Annotated in this window: 23 protein-coding genes and 4 tRNA genes; 11 read left to right on the top strand and 16 right to left on the bottom strand. The window is 59.2% G+C overall.

The genetic code is table 11. From position 1 onward, the window contains the following. Positions 1-31: 31 nt before the first annotated feature. From AAHA39_RS17560 to AAHA39_RS17550, 3 genes are read right to left on the bottom strand one after another with little or no spacing between them, the layout of a single operon-like run. Positions 32-3,112: a multidrug efflux RND transporter permease subunit gene (locus tag AAHA39_RS17560; RefSeq protein WP_198505553.1), complete on the bottom strand. Its 3,081-nt coding sequence runs from the start codon at positions 3,110-3,112 to the stop codon at positions 32-34. 15 nt (positions 3,113-3,127) lie between these two features. Then, a complete protein-coding gene (locus tag AAHA39_RS17555) occupies positions 3,128-4,261 on the bottom strand; it encodes an efflux RND transporter periplasmic adaptor subunit (RefSeq protein ID WP_320656750.1) in 1,134 nt (377 codons plus the stop codon). Continuing rightward, complete coding sequence (locus AAHA39_RS17550; protein ID WP_071914565.1) at positions 4,258-4,854, bottom strand: TetR/AcrR family transcriptional regulator; 597 nt, start codon at positions 4,852-4,854, stop codon at positions 4,258-4,260. Before AAHA39_RS17550 ends, AAHA39_RS17555 begins: the two co-directional genes overlap by 4 nt. A 252-nt stretch (positions 4,855-5,106) precedes the next feature. Between AAHA39_RS17550 and AAHA39_RS17545 the strand changes: the two genes are divergently transcribed. The 6 genes from AAHA39_RS17545 to AAHA39_RS17520 all read left to right on the top strand — a co-directional run bounded on the left by AAHA39_RS17545 (position 5,107) and on the right by AAHA39_RS17520 (position 6,758). Next, positions 5,107-5,183, top strand: a tRNA-Arg gene (locus tag AAHA39_RS17545). Between the two features lie 51 nt (positions 5,184-5,234). Beyond that, positions 5,235-5,310: transfer RNA gene (locus AAHA39_RS17540), tRNA-His, on the top strand. Positions 5,311-5,330: 20 nt separating this feature from the next. Continuing rightward, a tRNA-Leu gene (locus tag AAHA39_RS17535) sits at positions 5,331-5,416 on the top strand. Between the two features lie 63 nt (positions 5,417-5,479). Next, positions 5,480-5,556: transfer RNA gene (locus tag AAHA39_RS17530), tRNA-Pro, on the top strand. 222 nt (positions 5,557-5,778) lie between these two features. After that, complete coding sequence (locus tag AAHA39_RS17525) at positions 5,779-6,219, top strand: RICIN domain-containing protein (RefSeq protein ID WP_320656764.1); 441 nt, start codon at positions 5,779-5,781, stop codon at positions 6,217-6,219. Beyond that, positions 6,216-6,758 (top strand): RICIN domain-containing protein, encoded by a 543-nt coding sequence (locus AAHA39_RS17520; protein WP_236764077.1) that lies wholly within the window; start codon positions 6,216-6,218, stop codon positions 6,756-6,758. The genes AAHA39_RS17525 and AAHA39_RS17520 overlap by 4 nt, the downstream gene beginning before the upstream one ends. A gap of 33 nt (positions 6,759-6,791) precedes the next feature. On the opposite strand, the gene AAHA39_RS17515 is transcribed toward AAHA39_RS17520, so the two are convergent. The 8 genes from AAHA39_RS17515 to AAHA39_RS17480 form a co-directional block, all read right to left on the bottom strand. Continuing rightward, a complete protein-coding gene (locus AAHA39_RS17515) occupies positions 6,792-7,604 on the bottom strand; it encodes a Cof-type HAD-IIB family hydrolase (protein ID WP_320656751.1) in 813 nt (270 codons plus the stop codon). 89 nt (positions 7,605-7,693) lie between these two features. Further along, positions 7,694-8,734, bottom strand: coding sequence for an alpha/beta fold hydrolase (locus AAHA39_RS17510; protein WP_320656752.1), 1,041 nt, complete (start codon positions 8,732-8,734; stop codon positions 7,694-7,696). After that, entirely contained in the window at positions 8,734-9,396 is a 663-nt protein-coding gene (locus tag AAHA39_RS17505) for a CatB-related O-acetyltransferase (RefSeq protein ID WP_320656753.1), read from the bottom strand. Before AAHA39_RS17505 ends, AAHA39_RS17510 begins: the two co-directional genes overlap by 1 nt. After that, on the bottom strand, positions 9,396-10,127 hold the full coding sequence (trmH, locus tag AAHA39_RS17500) for a tRNA (guanosine(18)-2'-O)-methyltransferase TrmH (protein ID WP_320656754.1): 732 nt from the start codon (positions 10,125-10,127) through the stop codon (positions 9,396-9,398). Before trmH ends, AAHA39_RS17505 begins: the two co-directional genes overlap by 1 nt. Before the next feature lie 45 nt (positions 10,128-10,172). Then, positions 10,173-12,290, bottom strand: coding sequence for a bifunctional GTP diphosphokinase/guanosine-3',5'-bis pyrophosphate 3'-pyrophosphohydrolase (spoT, locus tag AAHA39_RS17495; RefSeq protein ID WP_208737468.1), 2,118 nt, complete (start codon positions 12,288-12,290; stop codon positions 10,173-10,175). A 136-nt stretch (positions 12,291-12,426) separates the two neighbouring features. Beyond that, positions 12,427-12,702 carry a DNA-directed RNA polymerase subunit omega gene (gene rpoZ / locus AAHA39_RS17490; RefSeq protein ID WP_026456240.1) on the bottom strand — a complete coding sequence of 92 codons (276 nt, stop codon included), beginning with the start codon at positions 12,700-12,702 and terminating at the stop codon, positions 12,427-12,429. 80 nt (positions 12,703-12,782) lie between these two features. Continuing rightward, positions 12,783-13,409, bottom strand: coding sequence for a guanylate kinase (gmk, locus tag AAHA39_RS17485; RefSeq protein ID WP_033115281.1), 627 nt, complete (start codon positions 13,407-13,409; stop codon positions 12,783-12,785). 299 nt (positions 13,410-13,708) lie between these two features. Further along, a complete protein-coding gene (locus tag AAHA39_RS17480; RefSeq protein WP_320656755.1) occupies positions 13,709-14,764 on the bottom strand; it encodes a glycosyltransferase family 9 protein in 1,056 nt (351 codons plus the stop codon). A 200-nt stretch (positions 14,765-14,964) separates the two neighbouring features. On the opposite strand from AAHA39_RS17480, the gene AAHA39_RS17475 reads away from it, so the two are divergent. Continuing rightward, on the top strand, positions 14,965-15,678 hold the full coding sequence (locus tag AAHA39_RS17475; RefSeq protein WP_201931660.1) for a 3-deoxy-D-manno-octulosonic acid kinase: 714 nt from the start codon (positions 14,965-14,967) through the stop codon (positions 15,676-15,678). Positions 15,679-15,748: 70 nt separating this feature from the next. Then, entirely contained in the window at positions 15,749-16,612 is an 864-nt protein-coding gene (locus AAHA39_RS17470; protein WP_043851699.1) for a GGDEF domain-containing protein, read from the top strand. A gap of 7 nt (positions 16,613-16,619) precedes the next feature. On the opposite strand, the gene AAHA39_RS17465 is transcribed toward AAHA39_RS17470, so the two are convergent. Further along, a complete protein-coding gene (locus AAHA39_RS17465) occupies positions 16,620-17,474 on the bottom strand; it encodes a carboxylate/amino acid/amine transporter (protein WP_043851700.1) in 855 nt (284 codons plus the stop codon). Between the two features lie 40 nt (positions 17,475-17,514). Here AAHA39_RS17465 and AAHA39_RS17460 point away from each other — a divergent pair, with 40 nt between their 5' ends. Further along, a complete protein-coding gene (locus AAHA39_RS17460) occupies positions 17,515-17,976 on the top strand; it encodes a DUF6314 family protein (protein WP_320656756.1) in 462 nt (153 codons plus the stop codon). Positions 17,977-18,102: 126 nt separating this feature from the next. Here AAHA39_RS17460 and AAHA39_RS17455 read toward each other — a convergent pair whose 3' ends face one another. After that, positions 18,103-18,264, bottom strand: a complete 162-nt coding sequence (locus AAHA39_RS17455; RefSeq protein WP_104016764.1) for a hypothetical protein — start codon at positions 18,262-18,264, stop codon at positions 18,103-18,105. Then, the gene (locus AAHA39_RS17450; protein ID WP_041210832.1) at positions 18,249-19,148 is read right to left on the bottom strand and encodes a DMT family transporter; all 900 of its coding nucleotides are present in this window, start codon (positions 19,146-19,148) and stop codon (positions 18,249-18,251) included. Before AAHA39_RS17450 ends, AAHA39_RS17455 begins: the two co-directional genes overlap by 16 nt. A 91-nt stretch (positions 19,149-19,239) precedes the next feature. Here AAHA39_RS17450 and AAHA39_RS17445 point away from each other — a divergent pair, with 91 nt between their 5' ends. After that, positions 19,240-20,199, top strand: coding sequence for a LysR family transcriptional regulator (locus AAHA39_RS17445; protein WP_033115285.1), 960 nt, complete (start codon positions 19,240-19,242; stop codon positions 20,197-20,199). On the opposite strand, the gene trpS is transcribed toward AAHA39_RS17445, so the two are convergent. Beyond that, positions 20,178-21,191 carry a tryptophan--tRNA ligase gene (gene trpS / locus AAHA39_RS17440; protein ID WP_320656757.1) on the bottom strand — a complete coding sequence of 338 codons (1,014 nt, stop codon included), beginning with the start codon at positions 21,189-21,191 and terminating at the stop codon, positions 20,178-20,180. The genes AAHA39_RS17445 and trpS overlap by 22 nt on opposite strands. Before the next feature lie 192 nt (positions 21,192-21,383). Next, the gene (locus AAHA39_RS17435; protein WP_005339229.1) at positions 21,384-21,821 is read right to left on the bottom strand and encodes a universal stress protein; all 438 of its coding nucleotides are present in this window, start codon (positions 21,819-21,821) and stop codon (positions 21,384-21,386) included. A 411-nt stretch (positions 21,822-22,232) separates the two neighbouring features. Here AAHA39_RS17435 and fabV point away from each other — a divergent pair, with 411 nt between their 5' ends. Beyond that, positions 22,233-23,420 carry an enoyl-ACP reductase FabV gene (gene fabV / locus AAHA39_RS17430; RefSeq protein WP_320656758.1) on the top strand — a complete coding sequence of 396 codons (1,188 nt, stop codon included), beginning with the start codon at positions 22,233-22,235 and terminating at the stop codon, positions 23,418-23,420. Positions 23,421-23,468 lie beyond the last annotated feature (48 nt).

Here is a 23,468-nt window from a genome sequence, read left to right as displayed (position 1 = left end):
CGTTACGGGGCCTTTTGCTTGGGATGAACGCTTAGTTTCCGCTGTTTGCCTTGGGCGGAATGGTCTCGTCAAAGACCGGCAGCGGTTTGTGCTCGGACGCCAGGAAGGTGTAGATCACCGGCAGTACGAACAGGGTGAACAGGGTACCGATGGCTAGACCGGCCACGATGACGATACCGATACTGAAGCGCTGGGCGGCCCCTGCGCCAGCTGCATAGAGCAGCGGGATCAGACCGGCAATCATGGCGGCTGTGGTCATCAGGATTGGACGCAGACGCACTTTGGCGGCCTGCATCACGGCTTCCATCCGGTTCATGCCGTGCAACAGCTGCTCCTCCTTGGCTACCTCGCAGATCAGAATACCGTGCTTGGTAATCAGACCCACCAGGGTGATGAGGCCTACCTGGGAGTAGATGTTCATGGTCGCCAGACCCCATGCGAGCGCGATCAGGGCACCACTGATGGCCAGCGGAACCGAGACCATGATCACCAGCGGGTCGCGTACCGATTCGAACTGGATAGCCAGCACCAGGAAGATGATGGCCAGTGCCAGCGCGAAGGTGGCGTAGAGCGCATTGCCTTCGGTAACGAACTGGCGAGCTTCACCCATGAAGTCGTAGCGATAGCCTTGCGGCAGCTTCTCGTCGGCAGTGGTCTTGAACCAGTTGATGGCATCACCCATGGCAACCCCAGGCGCCGGAACCGCACCTATGGTGGCGGAGTTCAGCTGGTTGAAGTGGGGCAGGGCGCGCGGCTCACCGACAACTTCAATGCTGATCAGGCTGCCAAGCGGGATCGACTTGCCGTCAGCGGCGCGGACGTAGTACCCCTTCATGGATTCCGGGTTGAGGCGGTATTTGCGCTCGACCTGCGGGATCACTTCATAAGAGCGGCCATCCAGGTCGATACGGTTGACGTAACCGTCAGCCATCATGGTACCCATGGTGATACCTATGTCCTGCATGGTGATGCCGTAGGCACCTGCCTTGTCCTTGTCGATCTTGATCTTCATGGTGGCAGAGTCGTAGTTCAGATCGAGATCCGAATAGACGAACTGACCATTGCTCTCGGCAGCGCTCAGCATCTCGCCAGCTACCAGGAACAGGCTTTCGAAGCTGTTTGGGGTAGTGATGACGAACTGGATCGGCAGACCGCTGGAAGCACCCGGCAGTTCAGGGAACTGGAAGGTGGTGATGGCCATACCCGGGATGTCTTTCACCAGTTTGGCAACGCGATCCAGCACCTCTTTCTGGCTCGCTTCACGCTGGCTCCAGGGCACCATGGAGGCGATACCGAACGCCTGGTTGGAGTTGAATACACCGGAGAAGACCTGGGAGTAGGCGATTTCCGGCTGCTCATCCAGGATCTTGTTCACATCGGCCATGGTGTTTTCGATGTAGTCCAGGTTGGCGTTGGAGGGGGCTGTCCCCAGTACGGCCATTACCCCTTTATCTTCCGATGGTGCCAGCTCACTCGGGATGAACTTGAACAGCAGCGGCAGGCTGGCGAAGACGATGATGGCAAAGACTACTACCACGATGCGTTTTTGCATCACGGCATGTAGCATGCGGTCATAGCGCTCGGTCATCCGTTCCAGCAGGTGGTGGACTGTGCTCTCGAACTTGCTTGGCGTTTCGTTGGCCCGGAGCATCTTGGAGCACATCATCGGTGACAGGGTCAGGGCGATGATACCCGAGACAAACACGGCGCCCGCCAGGGTCAGGGCAAACTCCTTGAACAGCGAGCCGGTGATACCGCCCATCAGAGCGATCGGCGCGTATACCGCCGCCAGCGTGACGGTCATGGCGATAACCGGCACGGCGATTTCGCGAGTACCGATAATGGCTGCCCGGAAGGGTTCTTCACCCTCCTTGATGTGACGGTCCACGTTCTCCAGCACCACGATGGCGTCATCCACCACCAGACCGATGGCCAGTACCATCGCCAGCAGGGTCATCAGGTTTATCGAGAAACCGAACATATCCATCATCATCACCACGCCGATAAGACTGAGCGGGATGGTGATGATCGGGATGATGACCGCACGGAAGGAGCCCAGGAACAGGGTAATTACCACCAGTACGATGGCCGCCGCTTCCAGAATGGTCTTGATAACCTCGCTGATCGATTCGTTGATGGCGATGGTTGAGTCATACAGCACGTTCACCTGCATGGTGCTCGGCATGTTGCGCTTCAGACTCGGCAGCAGCTCCAGTACATCGTGGGCGATGTTGATGGGGTTGGCAGTCGGTGCGGCGTTGACCGCCATAACCACGGCTTCACGGCCGTTGGCGCTGGCGCGATAGACGTCGTGGCTCTTCTCCATCGTGACCTTGGCGATGTCGGAGAGACGGATCACCTTGCTGTCACGGCTGGCTACCACCAGACGCTTCAGCTCTTCGATATCACCGACCTGCGTTTCGGCATTGCCGTTGAAGAGGGTGAAGTAACCGGTCGCCTGACCCGTGGCAGACTGATAGTTGTTGCTGTTGAGCACAGTCATCACGTCGCTGGCGGTCAGATTGAACGCCGCCATCTTGGCCGGGTCCAGCCATACCCGCAGCGCAAACTTCACACCACCGTAGAGGTCAACCTTGGAGACCCCGCCGACGGTAAAGAGCTGCGGTTTGATAACCCGCTCCAGATAGTCGGTGATCTGGCTGGAGTTGAGCTCCGGGCTGGTGAAACCGAGGTAGAGCACCGCTGTCGTTGAACCGGTTGAGGAGGTGACCGAGGGGTCTTCCGCCTCTTTGGGCAACTGGGAACGCACCGAGTTGACCTTGGCCAGGATGTCAGACAGCGCGGCATTCGGGTCGGTGTTGAGCTTCATGTACGCGGTGACGGTGGAGCTGCCCAGCTGGCTGGAGGAGGTCATGAAGTCGATGTTGTCGGCTTGCGCGACCGCCTGTTCGAGCGGCTGGGTGATGAACCCCTGGATCAGGTCGGCACTGGCACCGTAATAGCTGGTGCTGACCGTGATCACCGTGTTGGTCACCTCGGGGTATTCCCGTACCTGCATCTTGAAGACTGCCTGAAAGCCCAGCAGGGCGATCAGGAAGCTGAGCGAGATTGCCAGCACGGGTCGTTTTATGAATATGTCAGTAAATCGCATCGCAGATCTCCGCGCTTACAGCATCGGGGTTTGTGCCGGAACGGCCAGAGCATCGTTCTCGACCACATGCACCTTGGTGTCATTACTCAGACGAACCTGGCCTGACAGTACGATCTCGTCGCCAGCCTGGATGCCGGAGAGCACGTGCACGTCATTGCCACGGCGCTCACCCGCCTTGACGACTACCTGCTTGGCGCGTTTGACTATCACCTTCTTGCCCTCTTTGTCGGTCTCTTCGCTCTCTTTGAGCACGTAGACGTTCTGACCATAGAGAGTGAAGGAGATGGCAGACTGCGGCACCACGATCTGGTTCTGTACGGTTGGCAGGATGATGCTGGCGCGGGCAAACATGCCGGAGCGAAGCTGGCCATCGTTGTTCGGGATGTCTGCCTGCACCTGGATCAGGCCGCTCTGGTAGTTGACGGCAGGCTCGATGGCGGTGATATGACCATCAAACTGGGTCTGGGGATAAGCATCCACGTTGATTTTGATGATCTGGCCCAGCTTGATTTTGGAGATATCGGTCTGGGGCACGGTGAAACGCAGACGCATCACGCTGGTGTCTTCCAGACGCACGATATCGGTACCCGGTTGCAGGTACTGACCCAAGAAGACATTGCGCAGACCGACCACGCCGCTGAAGGGGGCGCGGACTTCACGACGGGCAATGGTCGCCTTCAGACTCTCGATATCCGCTTCCAGCGAACGATAGGCTGCTTCCGCCTCATCCAGCTGCTCTTTGGAGATGGAGCTGGTCTTGTAGAGGTTCTGGAAGCGGTCAAATTTGGCTTTTGCCGCCGGCAGCTTGGCCTGGGAGGCGCGCAGATTGGCCTTCTCCACGCTGGAGTCTAGGCTCAGCAGCAGCTGGTCAGCCTTGACCGGCTTGCCTGATTCGAAAGTGATGGTATCAATGGTGCCTGACAGTTCGGTCGAGAGGGTAACCCCCTGATTAGGCTCGATAAAGCCGATCGCCTCGATGGTCGGGATCCAGTCCTGCGCCTTGGTTACCATGGCCGTTACCGGGAATTCAGGCTCCGGCCGGTTGGCCATGTATTTGGCAATCATTTTCTGTTTAAACAAATTGAAGCCGATGACGCTGCCAAACAAGGCGATCGCTATCAGCAACATAATGGCCATCCACTTTTTCATGAACAGGCTCCTGAGGTGGAAGTATTGGGAGATAAAATTGCATTCCAGCTGGCACGAATAACAGTTTCCAACTGCTGTTCGGTCAGCATGATCTTGTGAACCCCGCACTGCAGGGCCAGGTGTACCACACTGTCCAGGCTCAATACCTGGAGTGCTCGTATCGGTAAATCAATAAACAATTCTTGCTCAACACCTCGCTCAAAAAATCTGTCCAGTGGCTCCCATGCCGACAGCAGAACAGGATTGGTGGCCAGCTCGGCCCCGAGGGGTGAGCTCTCATACTGTAATTTGCATTTCAGAGCGTTGGGTTCGTTCACAAAAATGGCATGAATATTGAGCCATAATTGTCGAAATTGTTGAAATGAAACTTCATTAAAATTCACTTCTCTTATGACCAGCGGCACGCACTGCAATATCGTGTGCTGATGCAACTGTCGAATCAGATCATCCTTGTCATTGAAGTAGCGATAGATGGTGCCGGCGGCGACGCCGGCTTTCTTGGCGACTTCGGCGATCGACAGGCCATGAAAACCCCGTTCACCCAGCACCTCGTGGGCTGCATTGAAGATGATCTCTTTCTTGTCGTGACTCATCAGAATGAACTCGTGAATGAACGTTCATTCATTCTAGGTGGGGAAGAGATCAAGTCAAGGCGGCAACATGGTTAATACGGAAAATAGCGCCGGAAGCGATCATCCAGGCGAAGCAGCGGGTGTGTTGTTGGGGGAAAAATGAGCCAAAAACGCTCTGTTTGTTTGAAAAAACAACGCTTGGCGCAAAGGGACAAAAAAAGTGTAGACAAACATGCCCCCCATCATTAATATTGCGCCCCGTTCGACAGCGTAGCGCCCGTAGCTCAGCTGGATAGAGCGCTGCCCTCCGGAGGCAGAGGTCACAGGTTCGAATCCTGTCGGGCGCACCATCCAAAGTGCGCCGGTTAAACGGGCGTTGTTGTAGAACGAAAACAGCTGTGGTGGCTGTAGCTCAGTTGGTAGAGTCCCGGATTGTGATTCCGGTTGTCGTGGGTTCGAGCCCCATCAGCCACCCCATTTTACAGCTTGTCAGGTACGCGAAGGTGGCGGAATTGGTAGACGCGCTAGCTTCAGGTGTTAGTGCCCCCCGGGTGTGAGGGTTCGAGTCCCTCTCTTCGCACCATACTTGCTGTATAACGAGGATGACCATCAGGTCGTCTTTGTTTTTTGTAAGACAAAATATTCTCGGTGATTAGCGCAGCCCGGTAGCGCATCTGGTTTGGGACCAGAGGGTCAAAGGTTCGAATCCTTTATCACCGACCACATTCTGAAAAACCTCGCTTCGGCGAGGTTTTTTGCTTTCTGCCGCGCCATCCTCGTTTTTCTGCGTTGCTGTAACGTCTGTTTACACTCTATCCGGACAGTCTTGCCCTCTCTTCAGTTATCCTGCCAGCTGGAGTCCTTGGTGACCGGATGTCACAGACCTCTTTCAGGCTTGTTTTTATGCATAACAGAATTTCGATTTTCTCCCGCTACCCCACACTTATGGCGGCCATGGTACTGGGCGGGTGTACCCTTAAACCGCCATCGACAGATGAGATGCTGAGCACTATCGTGGTTGCCCATCCGCAGAGCGAGTCACCCCCCTCGCTTTTGCTGACCAGCAACGGTTTTTGTGTCGGCATTGCCCGCCAGCAGGCGGTGACACAGGTTTGCACTGATAAAGATGCACAGCCATTGGAGTGGGATCTTGGCGAGTTGAAGTTGCAACAGACCTGCCTGCAGGCCAAGAACAGCAATGAGCTGATGCTGGTTCCCTGTGATGGCCATGCGCAGTGGGTGTGGCAGGAGGATAAACTCTTTAACAGCAAGGTCTCCCGTTGTCTGGATGTCGCTGGCCGACGTCACTTTGCGAATACGCCTCTGCGTCTGGCTGACTGTTACGGTGGGGCCAACCAGAGCTTTCTGGTCGGGGGGATTGAATGATTCGCCCGTCACCTCTGATTGCTGCATGTCTGTCGCTCTCTTTGGGAGGGTGCCAGAATCTCGACTCTTCTGATCTGCTGTTGGGCACTGTGGTGATTGGCGCCATCGGTGCCGCTGCGTATTACGGCCACAAGCAGGAAAAGAAAGAAGCTCGCGCCCGGGAAGAGCATGGCGGGCAAATCGTGGCAGCCAATGGCAAATGTCTCGATATTGCCGGTGGTGTACGTAATGGCAACCGCTTGCAGCTATGGGATTGTCACGGCGGGGACAACCAGCGTTTTCGTCTTGATGGCAATGCCATAAGGGTTGGCGACAAGTGTCTGGATGTTGCCGGTGGCGGCCGCGATGCCGGTGCCAGGGTGATTGCCTGGGATTGCCATGGTGGCGACAACCAGCAGTGGCGCTGGGAGCGAGATCGGCTCATCAGCCGCAGCAGCAAGCTCTGTCTGGATGTTGCCCAGGGGGGGAGCGCCAATGGCACTCCCCTGATCCTCTGGCAGTGCCACGGCGGTGACAACCAGCGCTTTCGGCGGAAGTAATAAAAACGGGAACCCGATGGTTCCCGTTTTTATTTAGCTGGCGACCGGTTCCAGTTCGAAACAGCGCTCCAGATAGACGGCAACGCCATCTTCATCGGAGGTGAGTGTTTGCTCATGCTCCGGCAGCGCCATTTTCAGGCGGTCGTGGGCGTTACCCATGACGATGCCGCGACCCACCATGCTCAGCATTTCGAAGTCGTTCATACCGTCACCGAAGGCGATGGCCTGGGACATCTCCAGCCCGTGTTGCTCCAGTACGGCGCGCACGGCATTGCCCTTGTGGACGCCGGCGTGCATCACTTCGAGGCAATCCGGCAGGGAGAAGGTGACGTTGAGCTGGTCGCCGTAGCGCTGGTTGAGGTGCTCCTCGATCTTCAGCAGCTTCTCGTGGTCACCGATGTAGAAGACCTTGTTGATCTGCTCCATCGACTCCTGTTTCAGGTCATCGACCAGACGATAGGTGAAGCCGGATTCGTCGTGGAATTGCAGCAACCAGGGCAGCTCCTCCTCGACCACCCAGTCATCGCCCTGATAGACGTTGAGATGGATGGATGGGTCACGTTCGAGCGCAACCAGCTCGGCGGCGATGTCGGTCGGCAGCGGCTGGTTGAACACCAGTTTGCCCTGCTTGTCATGCACCACGGCGCCGTTGGAGGTGATGAGGTAGATATCCAGAGCGAGCGCATCGCGGAAGCTGCGTACATCGACGTGGTGACGGCCGGTGGCGACCACGAATTTCACGCCCTGCTCAACCAGACGGCGGACGGTCTCCCGGGTACGGGAGGAGATCTGGTGCTGCTTGTTGAGCAGAGTTCCATCGAGATCGGATACAACTACCTTGAACATCTTTACCTCGGCATCAATTGAAAGCGGGGGCAGTTTACCCCAGCCTGCATGGTCACCCCATTTATTTAGGGTTACAAAAAATAGCCAGCCTAGTAGCGGGCGAAGAAATCGAGCATGGCGGTCAGCGCGGGCTGGCGCTTGTCGTCGGATTCGATGAAGAGCTCGTGCCAGGCCCCTTCAATTCGCAGCGGCTTGCCCCCTTCGCAGCGGGCTTTGGAGCAAAACTCATCCTGCGCAGAGTTGTCCACCACGCTGTCGTTGCCAGCCTGCAGTAGCAGCAGCGGCGTCTTGATGGCGCCCGCATCGGCGATGGCGGCATCGGCACCGGTGATCCCCTGATAGATCCAGTGGGCAGTCGCCCCTCCCAGCTTGATCTGCGGGTGCTGCTCATAAATCTGGCGGAAAGCCTGATAACGGGAGTGGCTGTGAGTCAGCTCGTTATCGGCAAAGCCATGATCCTGATAGGGGCCCTGACCCGGCCCATAGGGTGGTTCGCCAAACCAGCCGCCGACCGTACCTATAGTGGTGGCCAGTCCCTTGGCCAGCCATTTGGGCAAGCCGCCCAGATTGATGCCCAGCATGGGGGAGGAGAGCACGGCGGCGCGGATATCATCGGGCCAGCGCTCCAGATAGCGGGCCGAGATGGCCCCCCCCATGGAGTGAGCCAGCAGGAACAGCTTGGCGGGCTTGTCCGCCATGATTATCTGGTCGTGAAACTGCTTCATATCGACGACATAATCGTCGAACTGGTCGACATATCCCTTGTTGTGGTCGCTCAGCATGCGGCCGGACATCCCCTGACCACGATGGTCGATAAGGTAGAGGCTGTAGCCCTGACGCCAGAGATCCCATGCCAGCTCCTGATACTTGAGGTAGCTTTCTACCCGGCCGTTGACGATCAGGATGGCGCGATCAACCTTCTCCTGCCGCAGCGCGGCATAGCGGATGGCGACGCCATCCTTGCCCTTGAACTCTCCTTCTATGGCATGCTGGCGCCAGAAGTCGGGCAGGGTTTGTTGGTAGAGGGTGGGCACATCGGCTTCGCTGGTCAGCGCATAGGGATTGGTCACGGCAAGGGCTCCGGCAGAAAACAGGGTCAGGGCCAACAGGGGAATCGAGAGGGATTTCATCAGGCACACTCCGTTTGCCAGTATTGATAAAGTATTGCGATGTCACCGGAGCAGAGCAGCGACATGGCGCTTCGCAGTGTGGGCAGAGGCCAGTCCCACCACTGCATCTCTTGCAGCATGGCGATCTGCTCATCGTTGAAACGGCGGCGGATCGGTTGGGCCGGATTGCCGCCGACTATGGTGTAAGGGGCCACATCCTTGGTCACCACGGCACGAGTGGCGATAACGGCGCCATCACCTATGGTGATGCCGGGCATGATCATCGCTTCCGAGCCGATCCAGACATCGTTGCCGATCCGGGTATCTCCTTTGCGCAGAAAACCACTACGAGCCCCTTCGCCAAAGGTATCGGGGTTGAACGGAAAGGTGGAGACCCAATCCAGCCGGTGGCCCTGATTGCCTGCCAGCATGAAGGTGGCGCCCGAGGCGATGGAGCAGAACTTACCGATGATCAGGCGGTCTACTTCTGTACCCCACTCGCCGCTGTCCCAGCTTGCTCTGGTCGAGCCATCCCCGAGTAAATAACGGACACAGTGATCCTCGAACGGCTTGCCGTGGTAGTAGCCGGAGTAGTAGCTGTAGTCGCCGGCCTCTATGTTCGGGTTGGTCAGGTGATCCCGGATGATTTGCGATTCCAGCCAGCTGCCAAAAGGGTTCTCCATCACTCCTCCTGTATGTCGTCCTGCTCGATCTGCTGGGCCCAGCCTTTACGGGTCAGCTGCATCCGTTGCCACCACTCTTCGTCTGCCAGGATTTCACCGGCAGGGCCGAGCTGGGGGTAGGGCATCTCTTTCTCTTTGCAGAGCTGGGCATAGATGGGATATCCACCCTCGAACAGGATGCTGTTTTGCTCCTCCGGAGTGAGCGGACAGCCGCGCTGATAGCAACCGGCCTGCTCGCGCTGGCGCTGCGCCTCGTAGAGGATAGCGGCTGCGGCCACCGAGACGTTGAGGGACTGCACCATGCCCACCATGGGAATGACGATATGGTGATCGGCCAGGGCCAGCGCCTCTTCACCGATGCCGTGTTTCTCCTGTCCCACCAGAATGGCGGTCGGTTTGGTGTAGTCGATGGCGCGAAAATCGACCGAGCTGTCGGAGAGATGGGTTGCCAGGATCTGCATGCCGGAGGCTTTCAGCTCGGCGACCGCGCTGCCGATATCCGGGTGCAGTTTCACATCCACCCAGTTCTGGCTGCCGCGGGCGGTGCCCTTGCGCTTGTGGATCCAGGTCTTGGGCCAGACTGCATGTACCCGGTGGATACCGATGGCATCGGCGGTACGCACGATGGCAGCCAGGTTGTGAGGTTTGTGTACCTCTTCCATACAGACAGTCAAATCGAGCTGACGCTGGGCCAGCATATCGGTGATGCGCTTGAAGCGTTCGGGGGTCATGGTTGTCTCTTAAAAAGCAGCAGGCGGCTTGCGCCGCCTGTGTGATCAGTTCTTTTGCCGGCTCACCTTGAGCACGTTGGGCATGACGCGGATCTTGCGCATGATGTTGGCCAGATGGATACGGCTCTTGGTGGTGATGAGCAGGCTCACCTGATAGACCCGACCATCCTTCTCCTCGGTACTGATGGCGTGAATGTTGGCACCGGTGGCGGCAATCACGTTGGCCAGCTCGGCCAGCGCACCCTGATGATTGATGATCTCGATACTGATGCCGGTGCGGAACTCCTGTTCCTGCTCCTTGTCCACTTCCCACTGCACCGGCAGGTACTTGTCCGGCTCTTTGCTGTAGCCCTTGATGTTGCGACAGGCTTCCTGGTGGATCACCAGACCCTTGCCCGGGCTGATGTGGGCGATGATGGCATCCCCCGGGATCGGACGGCAGCAGTTGGCGAAGGTGACCAGCATGCCGTCGGCACCCTTGATCGGCATCTTCTTGCTGCTGGACTTGGGTTGCTCTTCCGGCGGCAGTTCATCCCCCAGCATGCGACGCGCCACCATCACGCTCATGGCGTTGCCGAGGCCCACATCGGCCAGCAGCCCCTGCAGGTTCTCGTGCTTGGTGTCGGCCAGCACCTGCTTGATGCGTGGCTCGGGGATGTCTTCGATATTCTTGGCGCCCAGCGCATGGTTGAGCAGGCGGCGACCCAGCACCACCGACTCTTCGGTGCGCAGGTTCTTGAGGAACTGGCGGATCTTGGAGCGCGCCTTGGTAGTCACCACGAAGTTGAGCCAGGCCGCGTTGGGACGGGCGCCCGGTGCCGTGATGATCTCCACCGTCTGGCCCGAGTGCAGCGGACTGCTGAGCGGGTAGGGGTGGCGGTCGACCCGCGAACCAACGCAGGCGTGGCCGATATCGGTGTGCACCGTGTAGGCAAAGTCCACCGGCGTGGCGCCGGCGGGCAGCTCCATGATGCGCCCTTCGGGGGTAAAGACGTAGATTTCGTCGGGGAAGAGGTCGGTTTTGACCCCTTCGATAAATTCAAACGAGCTGCCGGCGCTCTGCTGCAATTCCAGCAGGCTCTGCATCCAGCGCTGGGCGCGGATCTGGGCGGTAGTGCCCGAGCTGTCGCCATCCTGCTTGTAGGCCCAGTGGGCAGCAACCCCTTTATCAGCCATCTGATCCATGAATTCGGTGCGGATTTGCACCTCGACCGGTACCCCGTGCGGCCCCACCAGCGAGGTGTGCAGCGACTGGTAGCCGTTGGTCTTGGGGATGGCGATGTAATCTTTGAAGCGGCCGGGGCGCGGCTTGTAGAGGCTGTGCATCTGCCCCAGCACCCGGTAACAGGTATCTATGTCCTTCACTTTGACCCGAAAGGCGTAGATATCCATTACCTCATGAAATTGCAGCTCTTTTTTTTCCATCTTGTTGTAGATGGAGAACAGGTTCTTCTCGCGGCCACTGACCTGATGTTCGATCCCCGCCTCTTTCAGACGACCGCTGATTTCGCTCTGGATGGAGTCGATAATCTCGCGGCGATTGCCGCGGGCGCGACGCACCGATTCGCGCAACACGCGGGATCGCATGGGGTAGAGCGCCTCGAAGCCCAGCTCTTCCAGCTCGTTCTTCATGGTGTGAATACCGAGGCGGTTGGCGATGGGGGCGAAGATTTCGAGGGTTTCCCGGGCGATGCGGCGGCGCTTGTCCGGCCGCAGCGAGCCCAGCGTGCGCATATTGTGGGTGCGGTCGGCCAACTTGATCAGAATGACCCGGATATCCTGGGTCATCGCCATCACCATTTTGCGGAAGTTCTCGGCCTGAGCCTCTTTGCGATCGCGAAACTTCAGCTTGTCGAGCTTGGAGACCCCAGCTACCAGCTCGGCGACCGCATCGCCAAACTGTTCGGCCAGATCGGCCTTGGTGATAGGGGTATCCTCAATGACGTCGTGCAGCACGGCGGCCATCAGGGTTTCATGATCGAGGCGCATATCGCCCAGAATTCGGGCAACGGCGACGGGGTGGGTGATATAGGGCTCGCCACTGGAACGCATCTGTCCCTGGTGGGCATCACGGGCCACCACATAGGCTTGCCTGAGCTTCTCGACCTGCTCGGGCGGCAGGTAGGAACTGGCTATTTCTTTAAGATTTTCAAATAAATACAAGACAGTCCCCGCAGCGGTGAAACGGCAATTCGTGGAGTTGAGCGTGTAGACCTGAGTTTGCGAGGTTTTCGAGCGGTTGTAAATGGGGATGAACAGTCGGCACCCGGGCGGGTGCCGACTATGGGGAAAGAGTGACTTAACCGCGGCCTTCGGCGATGGCAGCAACGGCAGCCAGCTCGGCGGCTTCCTGTTCTTGCTGCTCGTAGCGATCCTGGGTGTCCATTACCTGGTTGTTTACCAGACCCAGCTCGATCTCACGCAGGGCGATCACGGTCGGCTTGTCGTTCTCTTCTTCAACCAGCGGATCTTTGCCTTGAACCGCGATTTGACGGGCGCGGCGTGCGGCGACCAGCACCAGGTCAAAACGGTTACCAACCTGTTTTACAGCATCTTCTACAGTAACGCGTGCCATGCAGGACTCCAGTTATGTGGGCTTTCTGTGTTTAGAAAAGCGGTGTTTAAAAATGACGCAAAAGTTTACTCGTTTTTGGCTTATTCTGCCAGTAACTGTTGCAGCAAGTTTTGTTGTGCCTGCTGTTGATGACGCATCTCCAGCCGTTGGCACTCAATAATGGCTCTGAGCTGGAACAGTGCCTGCTCGAACTCTTCATTGATAATCACGTAGTCATATTCGTCGTAGTGCACCATTTCGGCAATGGCTTTTGCCATCCGGCCGGCGATCACTTCTGCGCTGTCCTGACCGCGGCCAATCAGGCGGCGTTCCAGCTCTTCACGGCTGGGAGGCAGGATGAAGATGGACTTGGTCGGCATCAGTTCGCGGATCTGGCGGGCGCCCTGCCAGTCGATGTCGAGGAATACGTCGATACCCTGCGCCAGACAGGCTTCGATGGCGGCGCGGGAGGTACCGTAGTAGTTGCCGAATACCTCGGCCCACTCCAGAAAATCACCGCGCTCGATCAGCTCCTTGAACTCTTCCACCTTGACGAAGTGGTAGTGCACACCGTGCTCTTCGCCGGGGCGGGTGGCGCGCGTGGTGTGGGAGACCGACAGCTGCATCTTGCCAGCTTGATTGTGGTTGGTCAGCAAGGCGTTGAGCAGACTGGATTTACCTGCACCGCTCGGGGAGGAGATGATATAGAGAGTGCCTTGTTGCGCCATGTTATTACCTTTAATCGGAACCCGCATTTTGGTTGTAGCAGAGGCCGCCGTCTTGTGCCCGAAAGGGAGACAGCCAAACGCATGATGCGGATAAATTCTTGGATCAGGGGGATGTAAAGGCGGCGAATTTTAACAGAAGGTGGCGAATAAAAAAACGGCCGGAATCATATTCCGGCCGATCAAAGTGTTCGTAGCTTGTTGCGGGAGCGTAACCCACATCGGTCGTTATTCTGCCTGTCGCTCCGGCATGGGGCCATCAGGTTATCCCTGCCTCACTGCTCGGGATTTCCGAGCTGCTTTCAGTCAGGCAGATGGCGATCGGCGCAGAGGCGATCGAAGGCGGCGATGACCTGCTCGCTGGTGATTTTGCTCATGGCATCGGGATCCTTGAGGCGGGTGCGCCAGCCGAGCTCGGCCAGCGGCTTGCCGGTCTCCTGCTCAATCAGGGTCTGATAGACGCTGACGACATAATCCCGGCAGAGATAGGGGCCGGTGCGGGCCGGATTGTGGTGAGCATAGAGGCCGATGACCGGCGTGCCGACAATGGTGGCCATATGGGTTGGACCGGTGTCGGGGGCCAGCACCAGACTCGCCTCACCAATCAGTGCCAATAGCTGCTTGAGATTGGTTTGCCCCACCAGATCGACCGGTTTGCTCTGGCTGAGTTGCCGGATCTCGGCAGCCAGATCCCGCTCCAGTTTGGCTGGCCCGCCACAGAGGTAGACCTGAAGACCCTTGCTGGCTGCGTGATCCGCCAGTGCGGCATAGCCCGCGGCCGTCCAGTTTTTGAACGCCTTGCTGGCGGCGGCGCAGATCAGCAGGGTCGGTTTGCCACCAATCTTCTCTTTCGCCCAGGCTTGGTGTTCGGCGCTGATGGGCAGCTGCCAATCCGGGGTCAGATCCTTGATGCCGAGCTCTTTGGCAAAGGCGAGGAAACCGTCCAGCACGTGGGGAGAGGCGGGCGAGGGCACCTTGTGGTTGGTGAACAGCCACTGGCCGTCGTTGGCCCGCTCCCGATCAAACCCGAGTTTGACCCTGGCCTTGATGCCGAGGGTGGCGATGCTGGCGCGCATGGCCGCCTGCAGATGCAGCAGGGCATCAAACTGACGTCCCCTGAGGGTCTGCCACAGGTCGCGATAGCCGCGCCACCCCTTGCTCTTGTCGAAGGCGATCACCTCGACACCGGGCAGATCGGCAAACAGGGTTGCCTCGATTTTCCCGGTGATCCAGGTGATGCGGGTTTGCGGCCACTCCCGCTGGATGACCCGTACCAGTGCCAGTGCGTGGCAGCAGTCGCCGATGGCGGAGAGCCGCAGAATGCAGATGGAGGAGGGAGGCGTTTGAAATAGCGGCATGATGTGGCGCACGGCTGGCAAAAAGGGTGGATGGCATTATGCAAACTCCCCTGTGGATTGTAAAATTGCGCGCAATCGTCAGCCGGGCTTTGCCACCGGAATAGCCGCCATGGCTGGCACATGTTGCGGGCATGCCACAGTCGCAGCCTCATCGCCCATAAACAGGGGCGATCAACGACCCACCGAGCGGGATCTTCATGATGCTGATACAGACCGAACACAACCAGGTTTGCTGGTTCGCCGAAGGGGCCTTTCGCGACCCCACTTCCCAGTTATTCGAACCGGCCTGGTGGCAGAACAACCGTCAGGTGGTGGGAACCTCCATCGGTCGCGGCGTGACCTGGTTCGTCAAGGATGAGTCCCGCCATCTGGTACTGCGCCACTACTATCGTGGCGGCATGGTGGGCAAGGTGGTGCGGGATCGCTTCTGGTTCGAAGGGGTCGAATCGAGCCGCGCCATGGCGGAATACACCCTGCTGGCCAAGTTGTGCGAACTGGGGTTGCCGGTGCCGCGTCCGTTCGGTGCGCGGATGGCCAAACAGGGCCCATTTTATCGCGCCGATATCCTGATCGAGCGTATTCGCGGTGCCAAGGACATGGTCGCCCTGCTCAAGCAGGGGCCGGTGGCCAGCGAGGTGTGGCACAAGATTGGCCAGACGGTGCGCCAGCTGCACGATGCCGGGGTTTACCACGCCGATCTCAACAGCCACAACCTGCTGCTCGATAAGGATGAGAAGGTGTGGGTGATCGACTTCGACAAGGGGGCGATCCGCTCCCCCGGTGATTGGCAGAAGGGCAATCTGGAGCGGCTGTTGCGCTCCTTCAACAAGGAGTCTCAACTGCACACCAGTTTTCACTTCGTACCGGACAACTGGCAGACCCTGATGGAGGGTTATCACGGAAAAGCGAGCTGACCCTGTTGCTCGCCGCCATGGCCAATGTTACTTATGAATCAGCTCTTCAGATTCGGTTTCGAGGTGCCCCATGGAAATGCTCAAGACACCTTTGGTGGATGTCACCGCCCGGCTTGATCCGGGTCTGCTGTTCGATGCCATGGCGCTGCTGGAGGCGGGGATCTGGACCTGGTCTCCGCAACAGGGACTGCGCCGCGACCCCTCCTGCCTGCGCCTGCTGGGGCTTGGCGATAGCTGGCCGGATGATCTCGGCTGGTTGGAGCGGGTGCATCCCGATGACGTTGCCCGGCTGGCTGATGCCCTGAGCGCTTGCCAGAGCGGCCGCAGCAGCGGTCTGCGCCTCGAATATCGCATTCTTCACCACCACGGCCACTACATCCGGCTGGAAGAGCGGATCCGCCGTGACGAGCGGGGCCATCTGCTTGGCGTGGTGCGCCATCTCGATCCCGCCGTCGTGCTGGTGGAAGAGCGGCACGGTACCGATCCACTGACCGGGCTGGAGAGTCGCAGCCGCTTCGAGCAACTGCTGGAGGAGAGGCTGTTGGCCGAGGGGGGAAGCTTTAGTCTGCTGCAGTTTTCCGTCGATCACATGGCCAAGATCCGCCAGCTCTTTGGCGAGGCCGCCTGTGACGCCATGCTGGCCAAGTTGGCGCGCATCGTGCGCCACGAGCTGCGTCGCGAAGATCCCTTCGCCCGCTGGGATGAGGATGGCTTTATTCTGATGCTCTCTCGCACCGAGCGGATGAAGGGGCTGGAGATTGCCGAACGGCTGCGCCTCGAGATTGCCGACGCCAGCCTGCTGCCACAGCGGCCGGTGACCGTCAGTATCGGGCTGGTACAGAGCCAGCCCGGCGAGCAGCTTGACCATCTGCTGGCCCGTCTGGCCACCTGCCACGGTCAGGCCAGACGGGAGCGCAACGCCGTCGTCGGCTAGTTGCCACTCAGGATGAAGTGACCTTGCGATGCTGGCACACCTTGAGGGATGCCAGCATCAGCACGCCGCCGATGGCCAGCCGGGTCAGATCGGTATCCTTGCCCCAGATCAGCAGATTGACCAGCAGACCGGCCGGAATGAGCGCATTGTTCATGATGGCCAGCACCCCGCTGCTGACCAGCGTCGCCCCCTTGTTCCACAGGAAGTAGCCCAACCCCGAAGCGCCCACCCCGAGCCAGAGCAGAATGCCCCACTGCAGCCCGCTGGTCGGGTATTGGGGTTTGCCCAGCAACCACCATGCGGGCAGGGCGATCACCAGTGCTCCCAGATAGAAGCAGCCGAAAATCGCCAGCTGTGGCGGTTGCTCCGCCTCCCTCGCCAGCAGTACCTTGTAGCCCACCTGACCCATGGCAAAGCAGAGGTTGGCTCCCTGCACCACCAGAAAGCCCAGCGCATAGCTCTCGGTCAGCCCGTCAAAGCGGATCACGGCTGCGCCGGCGACGGCCAGCAGGGCTCCCCACAGATAGGCGAGGTTGAAGCGCCGCTCAAGCAGGTCGTGGAGCAGGGTGACGTAGATGGGGGTGAAGATGGTAAAGACCAGTACTTCCGGTACCGTCAGCAGCAGAAAGGAGTGGTAGTAGAAGAGATACATGATGCCGAGCTGGATGGCGCCCAGCGCCATGAGTTTGGCCACCAGAGCGGGTCGCAGCCAGCGGCGGCGCAGGAAGGGCAGAAACACCAGACTGGCGAGAGCGATGCGGGTCAGCACCGAAAAGTAGGCATCCACCTGACCGGCGAGGTAGACCCCGATCAGGCTGAAGGAGAATGACCAGAGCAGGGTGACCCCTATCAAGTAGTTCATGTGGTTGATTTGTCATCAGTTGTCAATTTTTGAGGGGGCTATGATGGCCGAGATGGAAGCGGCAATCCAGCGTTTATGGGCACGATTGCCACAGGTCGGAGCATTTGGCTTCACCGCCAGCAATGGCGAGGGGTCGGCGACCGACTGGAATGGTCGCGGCGAGGGGGTTGTGGCGGTGACCGATCATCAGGGTGGCTGGCTCTTCAGCGAGCAGGGGCGCTACACCACTCCCCATGGTCGGGTGCTCACCATGCACAACCGTTTCTGGTGGCAGCGTAGCGAGCGGGGGATCCGCCTTTCTCACCTGCGTTATGAAGCGCCGGTCGAGTTGTTCGAGCTGCTGCCGAAAGGGGATGGCCGCTGGCTGACCGCCGAGCCCCATCTGTGCGGGGCGGATCACTATCGCGCCGAGCTGACCGAAATAGACGGCGGTTTTCTGCTGAGCTGGCAGATCACCGGGCCGCGCAAGAACGAGCGGATCGACTACCGCTACCGGATGTGAGTGGCGGCAAGCGGGCATAAAAAAACCGGCGCAGAGCGCCGGTAGCGGGGGACAAATCGGAGGTTTTTTAAAACAGTCCCAAAAAACAGGAGAGATGAACTCTCTTCACACACTCAGAAAAGCGATTCAGGCACTCAGGGCATAGCTCAGCATGGCTTGCAGCTTGCTATCGAAGAACCAGGGCAGCAGTACCATCAACAGCCCCAGCATGCCCGCCAGTCGCTGGCGATACTGCCAGCCGGCAATCAGGACCAGACCGCCGCACAGGGTGGTCAAGATGCCTGACATAGGGTTGCCTCACGTTGTACACGACGCTGCTGGGCCCACTGGTTCATGGCGACCGAGCCGAGGATCAGGGCCAGTGCCACGCCGGTGGTGGGGTGGATCTGCTCGCCGAGGAACAGGGCGCCCAGCATCACGCCGAACAGCGGCACCAGATAGTTGCTGAAGGAGGCGAACGTCGGGCCGGCCTTCTGGATCAGCGCCATGTAGAGGAAGTAGACCAGACCGGTACAGAGGGTACCCAGCACGGTAATGGCGCTCAGGGCCTGGCTGCTCGGCAGGGTCAGGCTGCTCAGGTCAACCATGAAGGGGGCGACCAGCAGCAACTGGGTTGCCGAGGAGATCAGGATATTGCGGGCGACCACGACGGGATGGTCCTTGGCGAAGCGCTTGATCATCAGCAGACCGATGGCGAAGCAGCTGGCGCCCAGCAGGATGGCCATGGCACCGAGCAGACCGGCGTTCATGCCCTGGGAGAGTTTCGGCCAGAACAGGGTGAGCACACCGGCAAAGCCGATGATCACGGAAAGCAGGCCGGTTTTGGTGATTCTTTCACCAGAAATAAACAGCGGTGCAGCCAGAATGGTCACAAACGGGATACAACCCATGACCACGGCAGCGATGGCGCTATCCACATATTGTTGGCCCCAGGCGACCATGATGAAGGGGATGGTGGCATCCAGCAGGGCGATCAGCATGTAGGTACGCCACGGGGTGTTTTCACTCTTGAGACGCATGAACAGGCAGAGCAGACCCAGGGTCAGGCTGCCGCACAGGGCACGACCCGCAGCCACCAGAATGGGGGGCAGCTCGGCAACGGCCTGGTGCATGAAAATGAACTGGGAACCCCACAGCAGGCCGATGGCCAGCAATAACAGATAGCTACGCATTTTAATCTCCGATGTATTAAGCCTGCGCATTCTAGGTAATCTGTTACTATGGTAAAAATGAATTGTCGGCATTCAACTATGGCTAATATCGATGGATAGCTCTCTCTCTCGCCTCGACCTCAACCTGCTGGCGGTATTCGACATGCTGATGCAGGAGCGCAACGTCACCCGCGCCGCCGAACGGCTGCATTTATCCCAATCCACCGTCAGCCATGCGCTGGGTCGGTTGCGGATCGCGCTGGATGACCCTCTCTTCGTGATGAGCCGACGGGAGATGATGCCGACCGAGCGGGCCAAGGCGTTGGCCGGGCCGGTGCGGCAGGCGCTGGCGATGCTGGAGCAGGGGTTGCGGCAGGCCAAGGGATTCGAACCCGCCAGTGCGCGGCGGATCTTCCGCATCGCCACCCCGGGTTCGGTAGAGCACGGGCTGGTGCCACTGCTGGTGGATCGCTTGTTCCGCGCAGCGCCCCACTGCCGGCTGGAGGTGTGCGAGCTGGCCGACAGCGACTACGAGCGGGAGCTGGAGAAGGGTGAGCTGGATCTGGTGATCGGTTTTGCCGGTGCCAACCACCTCTCGCCCCGTCTCTGGCGCGAGGAGTGGTTCAGCAATCCGCTGGTCTGCCTGTCGCCCCTTGGCAGCGAGCTGCCCGATCTGTTGACTCCGGTCGAGCTGGTCAGCCGCCCCCATATCCACACCTCCAGCTGGGGCCACAGCCAGGCGATGGTGGAGCTCTGGCTGGCCCGCTTCGGGGTGGAGCGGGAGTTGGGGGTCAGGTTACCGAGCTTTATGGCGGTGCCGCCGCTGATGGCGACCGGCCGCTATCTGGTGGTGGTGCCCGAGATGATCGGGCGCCACTTCTGCCGCTACTACCCGCTGCGGATGCATCAGCTGGATCCGGAGATCCCCATCGTCTATTTGATGGCGGGCCACCCGCTGACCGCCCATGACGAGGCGATCAGCTGGTTCAAGAGCCTGCTGCACCAGCTGGTGTACGACCTCTACGGCGCCGATGCCCTCGGTACGCCGACTCAGCGGATGCTGGCGAAGTAGTCGAGTCCCATGGCGCTTTTCACCTCAGCCAAGACCTCATCGGTGATGATGCGGGCCTGCTCGGTGCCCTGATAGAGCAGTTCCAGCAGCATCTTCTTGTCGGCAATGGCCGCGGCCCGGCGCTCCCGCATCGGGGCGAGCAGGGTCTGCAGGCAGTCGTTCAGTACCTGTTTGCAGCGCATATCGCCCAGTCCACCGCGCCGGTAGTGCGCCTTCATCTCGGCAACCAGCTCCTTGTCCGGATGGAAGGCATCGAGATAGGCGAACACAGTATTCCCCTCCACCTGACCCGGATCGCTCACCTTGAGGTGGTTGGGGTCGGTATACATGGCGAACACCGCCTGTTTGACCTCTTCCGCCGACATGCCGAGCTCTATGGTGTTGCCGAGGGATTTGGACATCTTGGCCTTGCCGTCGATGCCGGGCAGGCGGCCGGTGTCGCTCAGGATCGGTTGGCATTCGGTCAGCACCTCTTTGCCTACCAGAGAGTTGAAGCGGCGGACGATCTCGTTGGTCTGCTCCAGCATCGGCAGCTGATCTTCCCCAACCGACACGTGGCTGGCGCGAAAGGCGGTGATGTCGGCGGCCTGACTCACCGGATAGACCAGAAAACCGGCCGGCAGCGTGCGTTCGAACCCTTTTTGCTGGATCTCCGCCTTGACGGTGGGGTTGCGTTCCAGCCGGGCGACGCTGACCAGATTGAGGTAGTAGCAGGTGAGCTCGGCGAGGGCGGGCAGGGCGCTCTGCAGACAGAAGGTGGTCTTGGCCGGGTCGAGGCCGACTGCCAGATAGTCGGCCATTACCTCCAGTACGTTGTCGGTCACCTTGGTCGGGTTGTGGCCGTTGTCGGTCAGCGCCTGCAGATCGGCGATCATCACGAATTGACGGTAGTGGTGCTGGGCTTCGACGCGCTGGCGCAGGGAGCCGACATAGTGGCCGATGTGCAGTTTGCCGGTGGGACGATCGCCAGTCAGGATAACGGGGTTGTGCATGTCACTCTCTCCAGTTGGGTGAGCCGGGAGGCGACAAAGGGATAAAAACAGTTGACCGCCTCTCGGCGGTCACGGTGTTTTCTTTGGAAAATTTACAATAGAAACGCGGTGCCGCCTGTTTAAGAGCAGCACCACCAGTAGTTGTGATTGAATGAGGTCATATTCATGGCAAATCACACTACGCCTGTTTGATCACTTCTGCAAGGGAACGACCAGCAGATCGCAGGGCACGGTATTCATCAGCTGACGGGCGCTCGAGGTGAGCAGGCTCCAGAAGCTCTGGCGATGGCCGCACACCAGCAGATCGATCTCGTACTCCTTGACCGCCTGATTGACTCGTTCGCTCAGATCGCCGCAGATTACCAGCTTCTTCTCGATGGGGTAGTCCACCGAGGCGAGGAAGGCCTCCAGCTTCTCTTTCGCTTCGGCGATCACCTGATCCTGCACGTTGTCGATGTCGATATCGATCATCTCGGTGTAGAGATCCTTGAGGTCCACATCGACATGGATAACCGACAGCTTGGCGCCGTTGGAACGGGCTCTGTCCACCGCCTTGTCGATCACCTTGCGGTTATCTTCCGACAGGTCGATCGCGGCCAGAATATGCTTGTAATAGGTTGTACCACTCATGGGATGTCTCCTTACCGATCCTTCACTCACTATACCAATCTCTGCTGAAACTAAAATGGTGCCTTGGGCACAGTTTAGGGATTTGAACGAGTTTAATTTCCAGCAGGTGGTTGCAATTGACTCAATTAATAATCACTTTTTGCTCGTAAATTAAACAGGAGTTTGAGCCAGGTCACACCCACTCTATTGCCCGCAGCCGGTGAGAGGCATAGGATGTGCCCGTGCTTCGCAATGAACACAAAACAACAAAAAGCATCTGAATACCGCTTTGGGGAGCCACGTGCTCCCTTTTGTTTTTCTGCCTCATTTCCTGCTGCTTTTCTTGCCGTTTTCTTGCTGATAGAGATCCGGCATCAAGTTAATCTCCCGCGACTTGGTTATGCTGTAGCCAGTTTCTTTGGAGGCCTTCTCATGATCATTCATCCGCAGATCCAGGGCTGTGTAGCTCGCAACTGTCACCCCATCGGCTGCCGCGCCGCCGTGCAGCAGCAGATCGAACGCATCAAGGCCGCCGGCCCGTTCAACGGGCCCAAGCGGGTGCTGGTGCTGGGGGCCTCCTCCGGTTTCGGGCTGGCGTCGCGCATTGCGCTCGCCTTCGGTGCCGGTGCCGACACCATTGGCATCTCGTTCGAGCGTGGCCCCTCCGACAAGGGGCTGGGCAGTGCCGGCTGGTACAACAACATCTGGTTTCGCAAGGAGGCAGAGCAGGAGGGGCGTATCGCCATCAACCTGATCGGTGATGCCTTCTCTGACGGCATGCGCCAGCAGGCCATCGACACCATCCGCCAGCAGCTGGGGCAGGTGGATCTGGTGATCTATTCGCTCGCGAGCGGCATCCGGGTGCTGCCCGATGGCACGCAGGTGCGCTCTGTGCTCAAGACTACAGGCCAGCCGTTCAGCGGCTGGGGGCTGGATCTGGAGCGCGATACGCTGGTGCAGCAGTCACTGGCGCCCGCCACCCCGGAGGAGATCCGCGATACCGTCACCGTGATGGGCGGCGAGGATTGGCAGCTCTGGATGCAGGCGTTGCAGCAGGCCGATTGTCTGGCTCCCGGCGCGCAGACCGTCGCCTACTCCTACATCGGCCCCGAATCCACCTATCCCCTCTATCGGGATGGCACCATCGGTTATGCCAAGGAGCATCTGCACGCTACCGCCGAGACCATCAACCTGCAGCTGGCCGAGATTGGCGGTCACGCCTGGGTATCGGTTTGCAAGGCGCTGGTGACCAAGGCGAGCGCCTATATTCCGGTGCTTCCGGTTTATCTCGGCCTGCTGATGGGGGTGATGAAGGAGCGCGGTGTACACGAAGGTTGTATCGAGCAGATGCAGCGGTTGTTCGCCACCAAGATGTACGGGCTCAATGGGGTGGTGGCTGATGGCAACCGGCTGATCCGGATGGATGACCATGAGCTCGATCCGGCCATTCAGGCTGCCGTTTCGGCGCTCTGGCCCAAGGTGACGCCGGACAACTTCCACGGGCTGGGGGATTTTGCCGGGCTGCGGCAGGATTTCATGCAGCTCAACGGCTTCGAGTTGCCGGGCGTCGATTACGGTGCACCGGTGGATGTCGCCTCCCTTGGCGAGCTGACACCCTGAGTTGGCAGGAACGGGATCCCCCTCTCTCTGGCGGGTTGATTCATGGCC

Source organism: Aeromonas sp. SE22, from assembly GCF_038739755.1.
Taxonomy (GTDB): domain Bacteria; phylum Pseudomonadota; class Gammaproteobacteria; order Enterobacterales; family Aeromonadaceae; genus Aeromonas; species Aeromonas jandaei.
Note: the sequence above shows the minus strand (reverse complement) of the source record. Positions and strands in the feature narration are given on the sequence as shown.

Excerpts from the sequence above, each read along its gene's own strand:
- AAHA39_RS17560 (WP_198505553.1), bottom strand. The coding sequence starts at position 3,112 with ATGCGATTTACTGACATATTCATAAAACGACCCGTGCTGGCAATCTCG.
- AAHA39_RS17555 (WP_320656750.1), bottom strand. The coding sequence starts at position 4,261 with ATGAAAAAGTGGATGGCCATTATGTTGCTGATAGCGATCGCCTTGTTT.
- AAHA39_RS17550 (WP_071914565.1), bottom strand. The coding sequence starts at position 4,854 with ATGAGTCACGACAAGAAAGAGATCATCTTCAATGCAGCCCACGAGGTG.
- AAHA39_RS17525 (WP_320656764.1), top strand. The coding sequence starts at position 5,779 with ATGGCGGCCATGGTACTGGGCGGGTGTACCCTTAAACCGCCATCGACA.
- AAHA39_RS17520 (WP_236764077.1), top strand. The coding sequence starts at position 6,216 with ATGATTCGCCCGTCACCTCTGATTGCTGCATGTCTGTCGCTCTCTTTG.
- AAHA39_RS17515 (WP_320656751.1), bottom strand. The coding sequence starts at position 7,604 with ATGTTCAAGGTAGTTGTATCCGATCTCGATGGAACTCTGCTCAACAAG.
- AAHA39_RS17510 (WP_320656752.1), bottom strand. The coding sequence starts at position 8,734 with ATGAAATCCCTCTCGATTCCCCTGTTGGCCCTGACCCTGTTTTCTGCC.
- AAHA39_RS17505 (WP_320656753.1), bottom strand. The coding sequence starts at position 9,396 with ATGGAGAACCCTTTTGGCAGCTGGCTGGAATCGCAAATCATCCGGGAT.
- trmH (WP_320656754.1), bottom strand. The coding sequence starts at position 10,127 with ATGACCCCCGAACGCTTCAAGCGCATCACCGATATGCTGGCCCAGCGT.
- rpoZ (WP_026456240.1), bottom strand. The coding sequence starts at position 12,702 with ATGGCACGCGTTACTGTAGAAGATGCTGTAAAACAGGTTGGTAACCGT.
- gmk (WP_033115281.1), bottom strand. The coding sequence starts at position 13,409 with ATGGCGCAACAAGGCACTCTCTATATCATCTCCTCCCCGAGCGGTGCA.
- AAHA39_RS17480 (WP_320656755.1), bottom strand. The coding sequence starts at position 14,764 with ATGCCGCTATTTCAAACGCCTCCCTCCTCCATCTGCATTCTGCGGCTC.
- AAHA39_RS17475 (WP_201931660.1), top strand. The coding sequence starts at position 14,965 with ATGCTGATACAGACCGAACACAACCAGGTTTGCTGGTTCGCCGAAGGG.
- AAHA39_RS17470 (WP_043851699.1), top strand. The coding sequence starts at position 15,749 with ATGGAAATGCTCAAGACACCTTTGGTGGATGTCACCGCCCGGCTTGAT.
- AAHA39_RS17465 (WP_043851700.1), bottom strand. The coding sequence starts at position 17,474 with ATGAACTACTTGATAGGGGTCACCCTGCTCTGGTCATTCTCCTTCAGC.
- AAHA39_RS17460 (WP_320656756.1), top strand. The coding sequence starts at position 17,515 with ATGATGGCCGAGATGGAAGCGGCAATCCAGCGTTTATGGGCACGATTG.
- AAHA39_RS17455 (WP_104016764.1), bottom strand. The coding sequence starts at position 18,264 with ATGTCAGGCATCTTGACCACCCTGTGCGGCGGTCTGGTCCTGATTGCC.
- AAHA39_RS17450 (WP_041210832.1), bottom strand. The coding sequence starts at position 19,148 with ATGCGTAGCTATCTGTTATTGCTGGCCATCGGCCTGCTGTGGGGTTCC.
- AAHA39_RS17445 (WP_033115285.1), top strand. The coding sequence starts at position 19,240 with ATGGATAGCTCTCTCTCTCGCCTCGACCTCAACCTGCTGGCGGTATTC.
- trpS (WP_320656757.1), bottom strand. The coding sequence starts at position 21,191 with ATGCACAACCCCGTTATCCTGACTGGCGATCGTCCCACCGGCAAACTG.
- AAHA39_RS17435 (WP_005339229.1), bottom strand. The coding sequence starts at position 21,821 with ATGAGTGGTACAACCTATTACAAGCATATTCTGGCCGCGATCGACCTG.
- fabV (WP_320656758.1), top strand. The coding sequence starts at position 22,233 with ATGATCATTCATCCGCAGATCCAGGGCTGTGTAGCTCGCAACTGTCAC.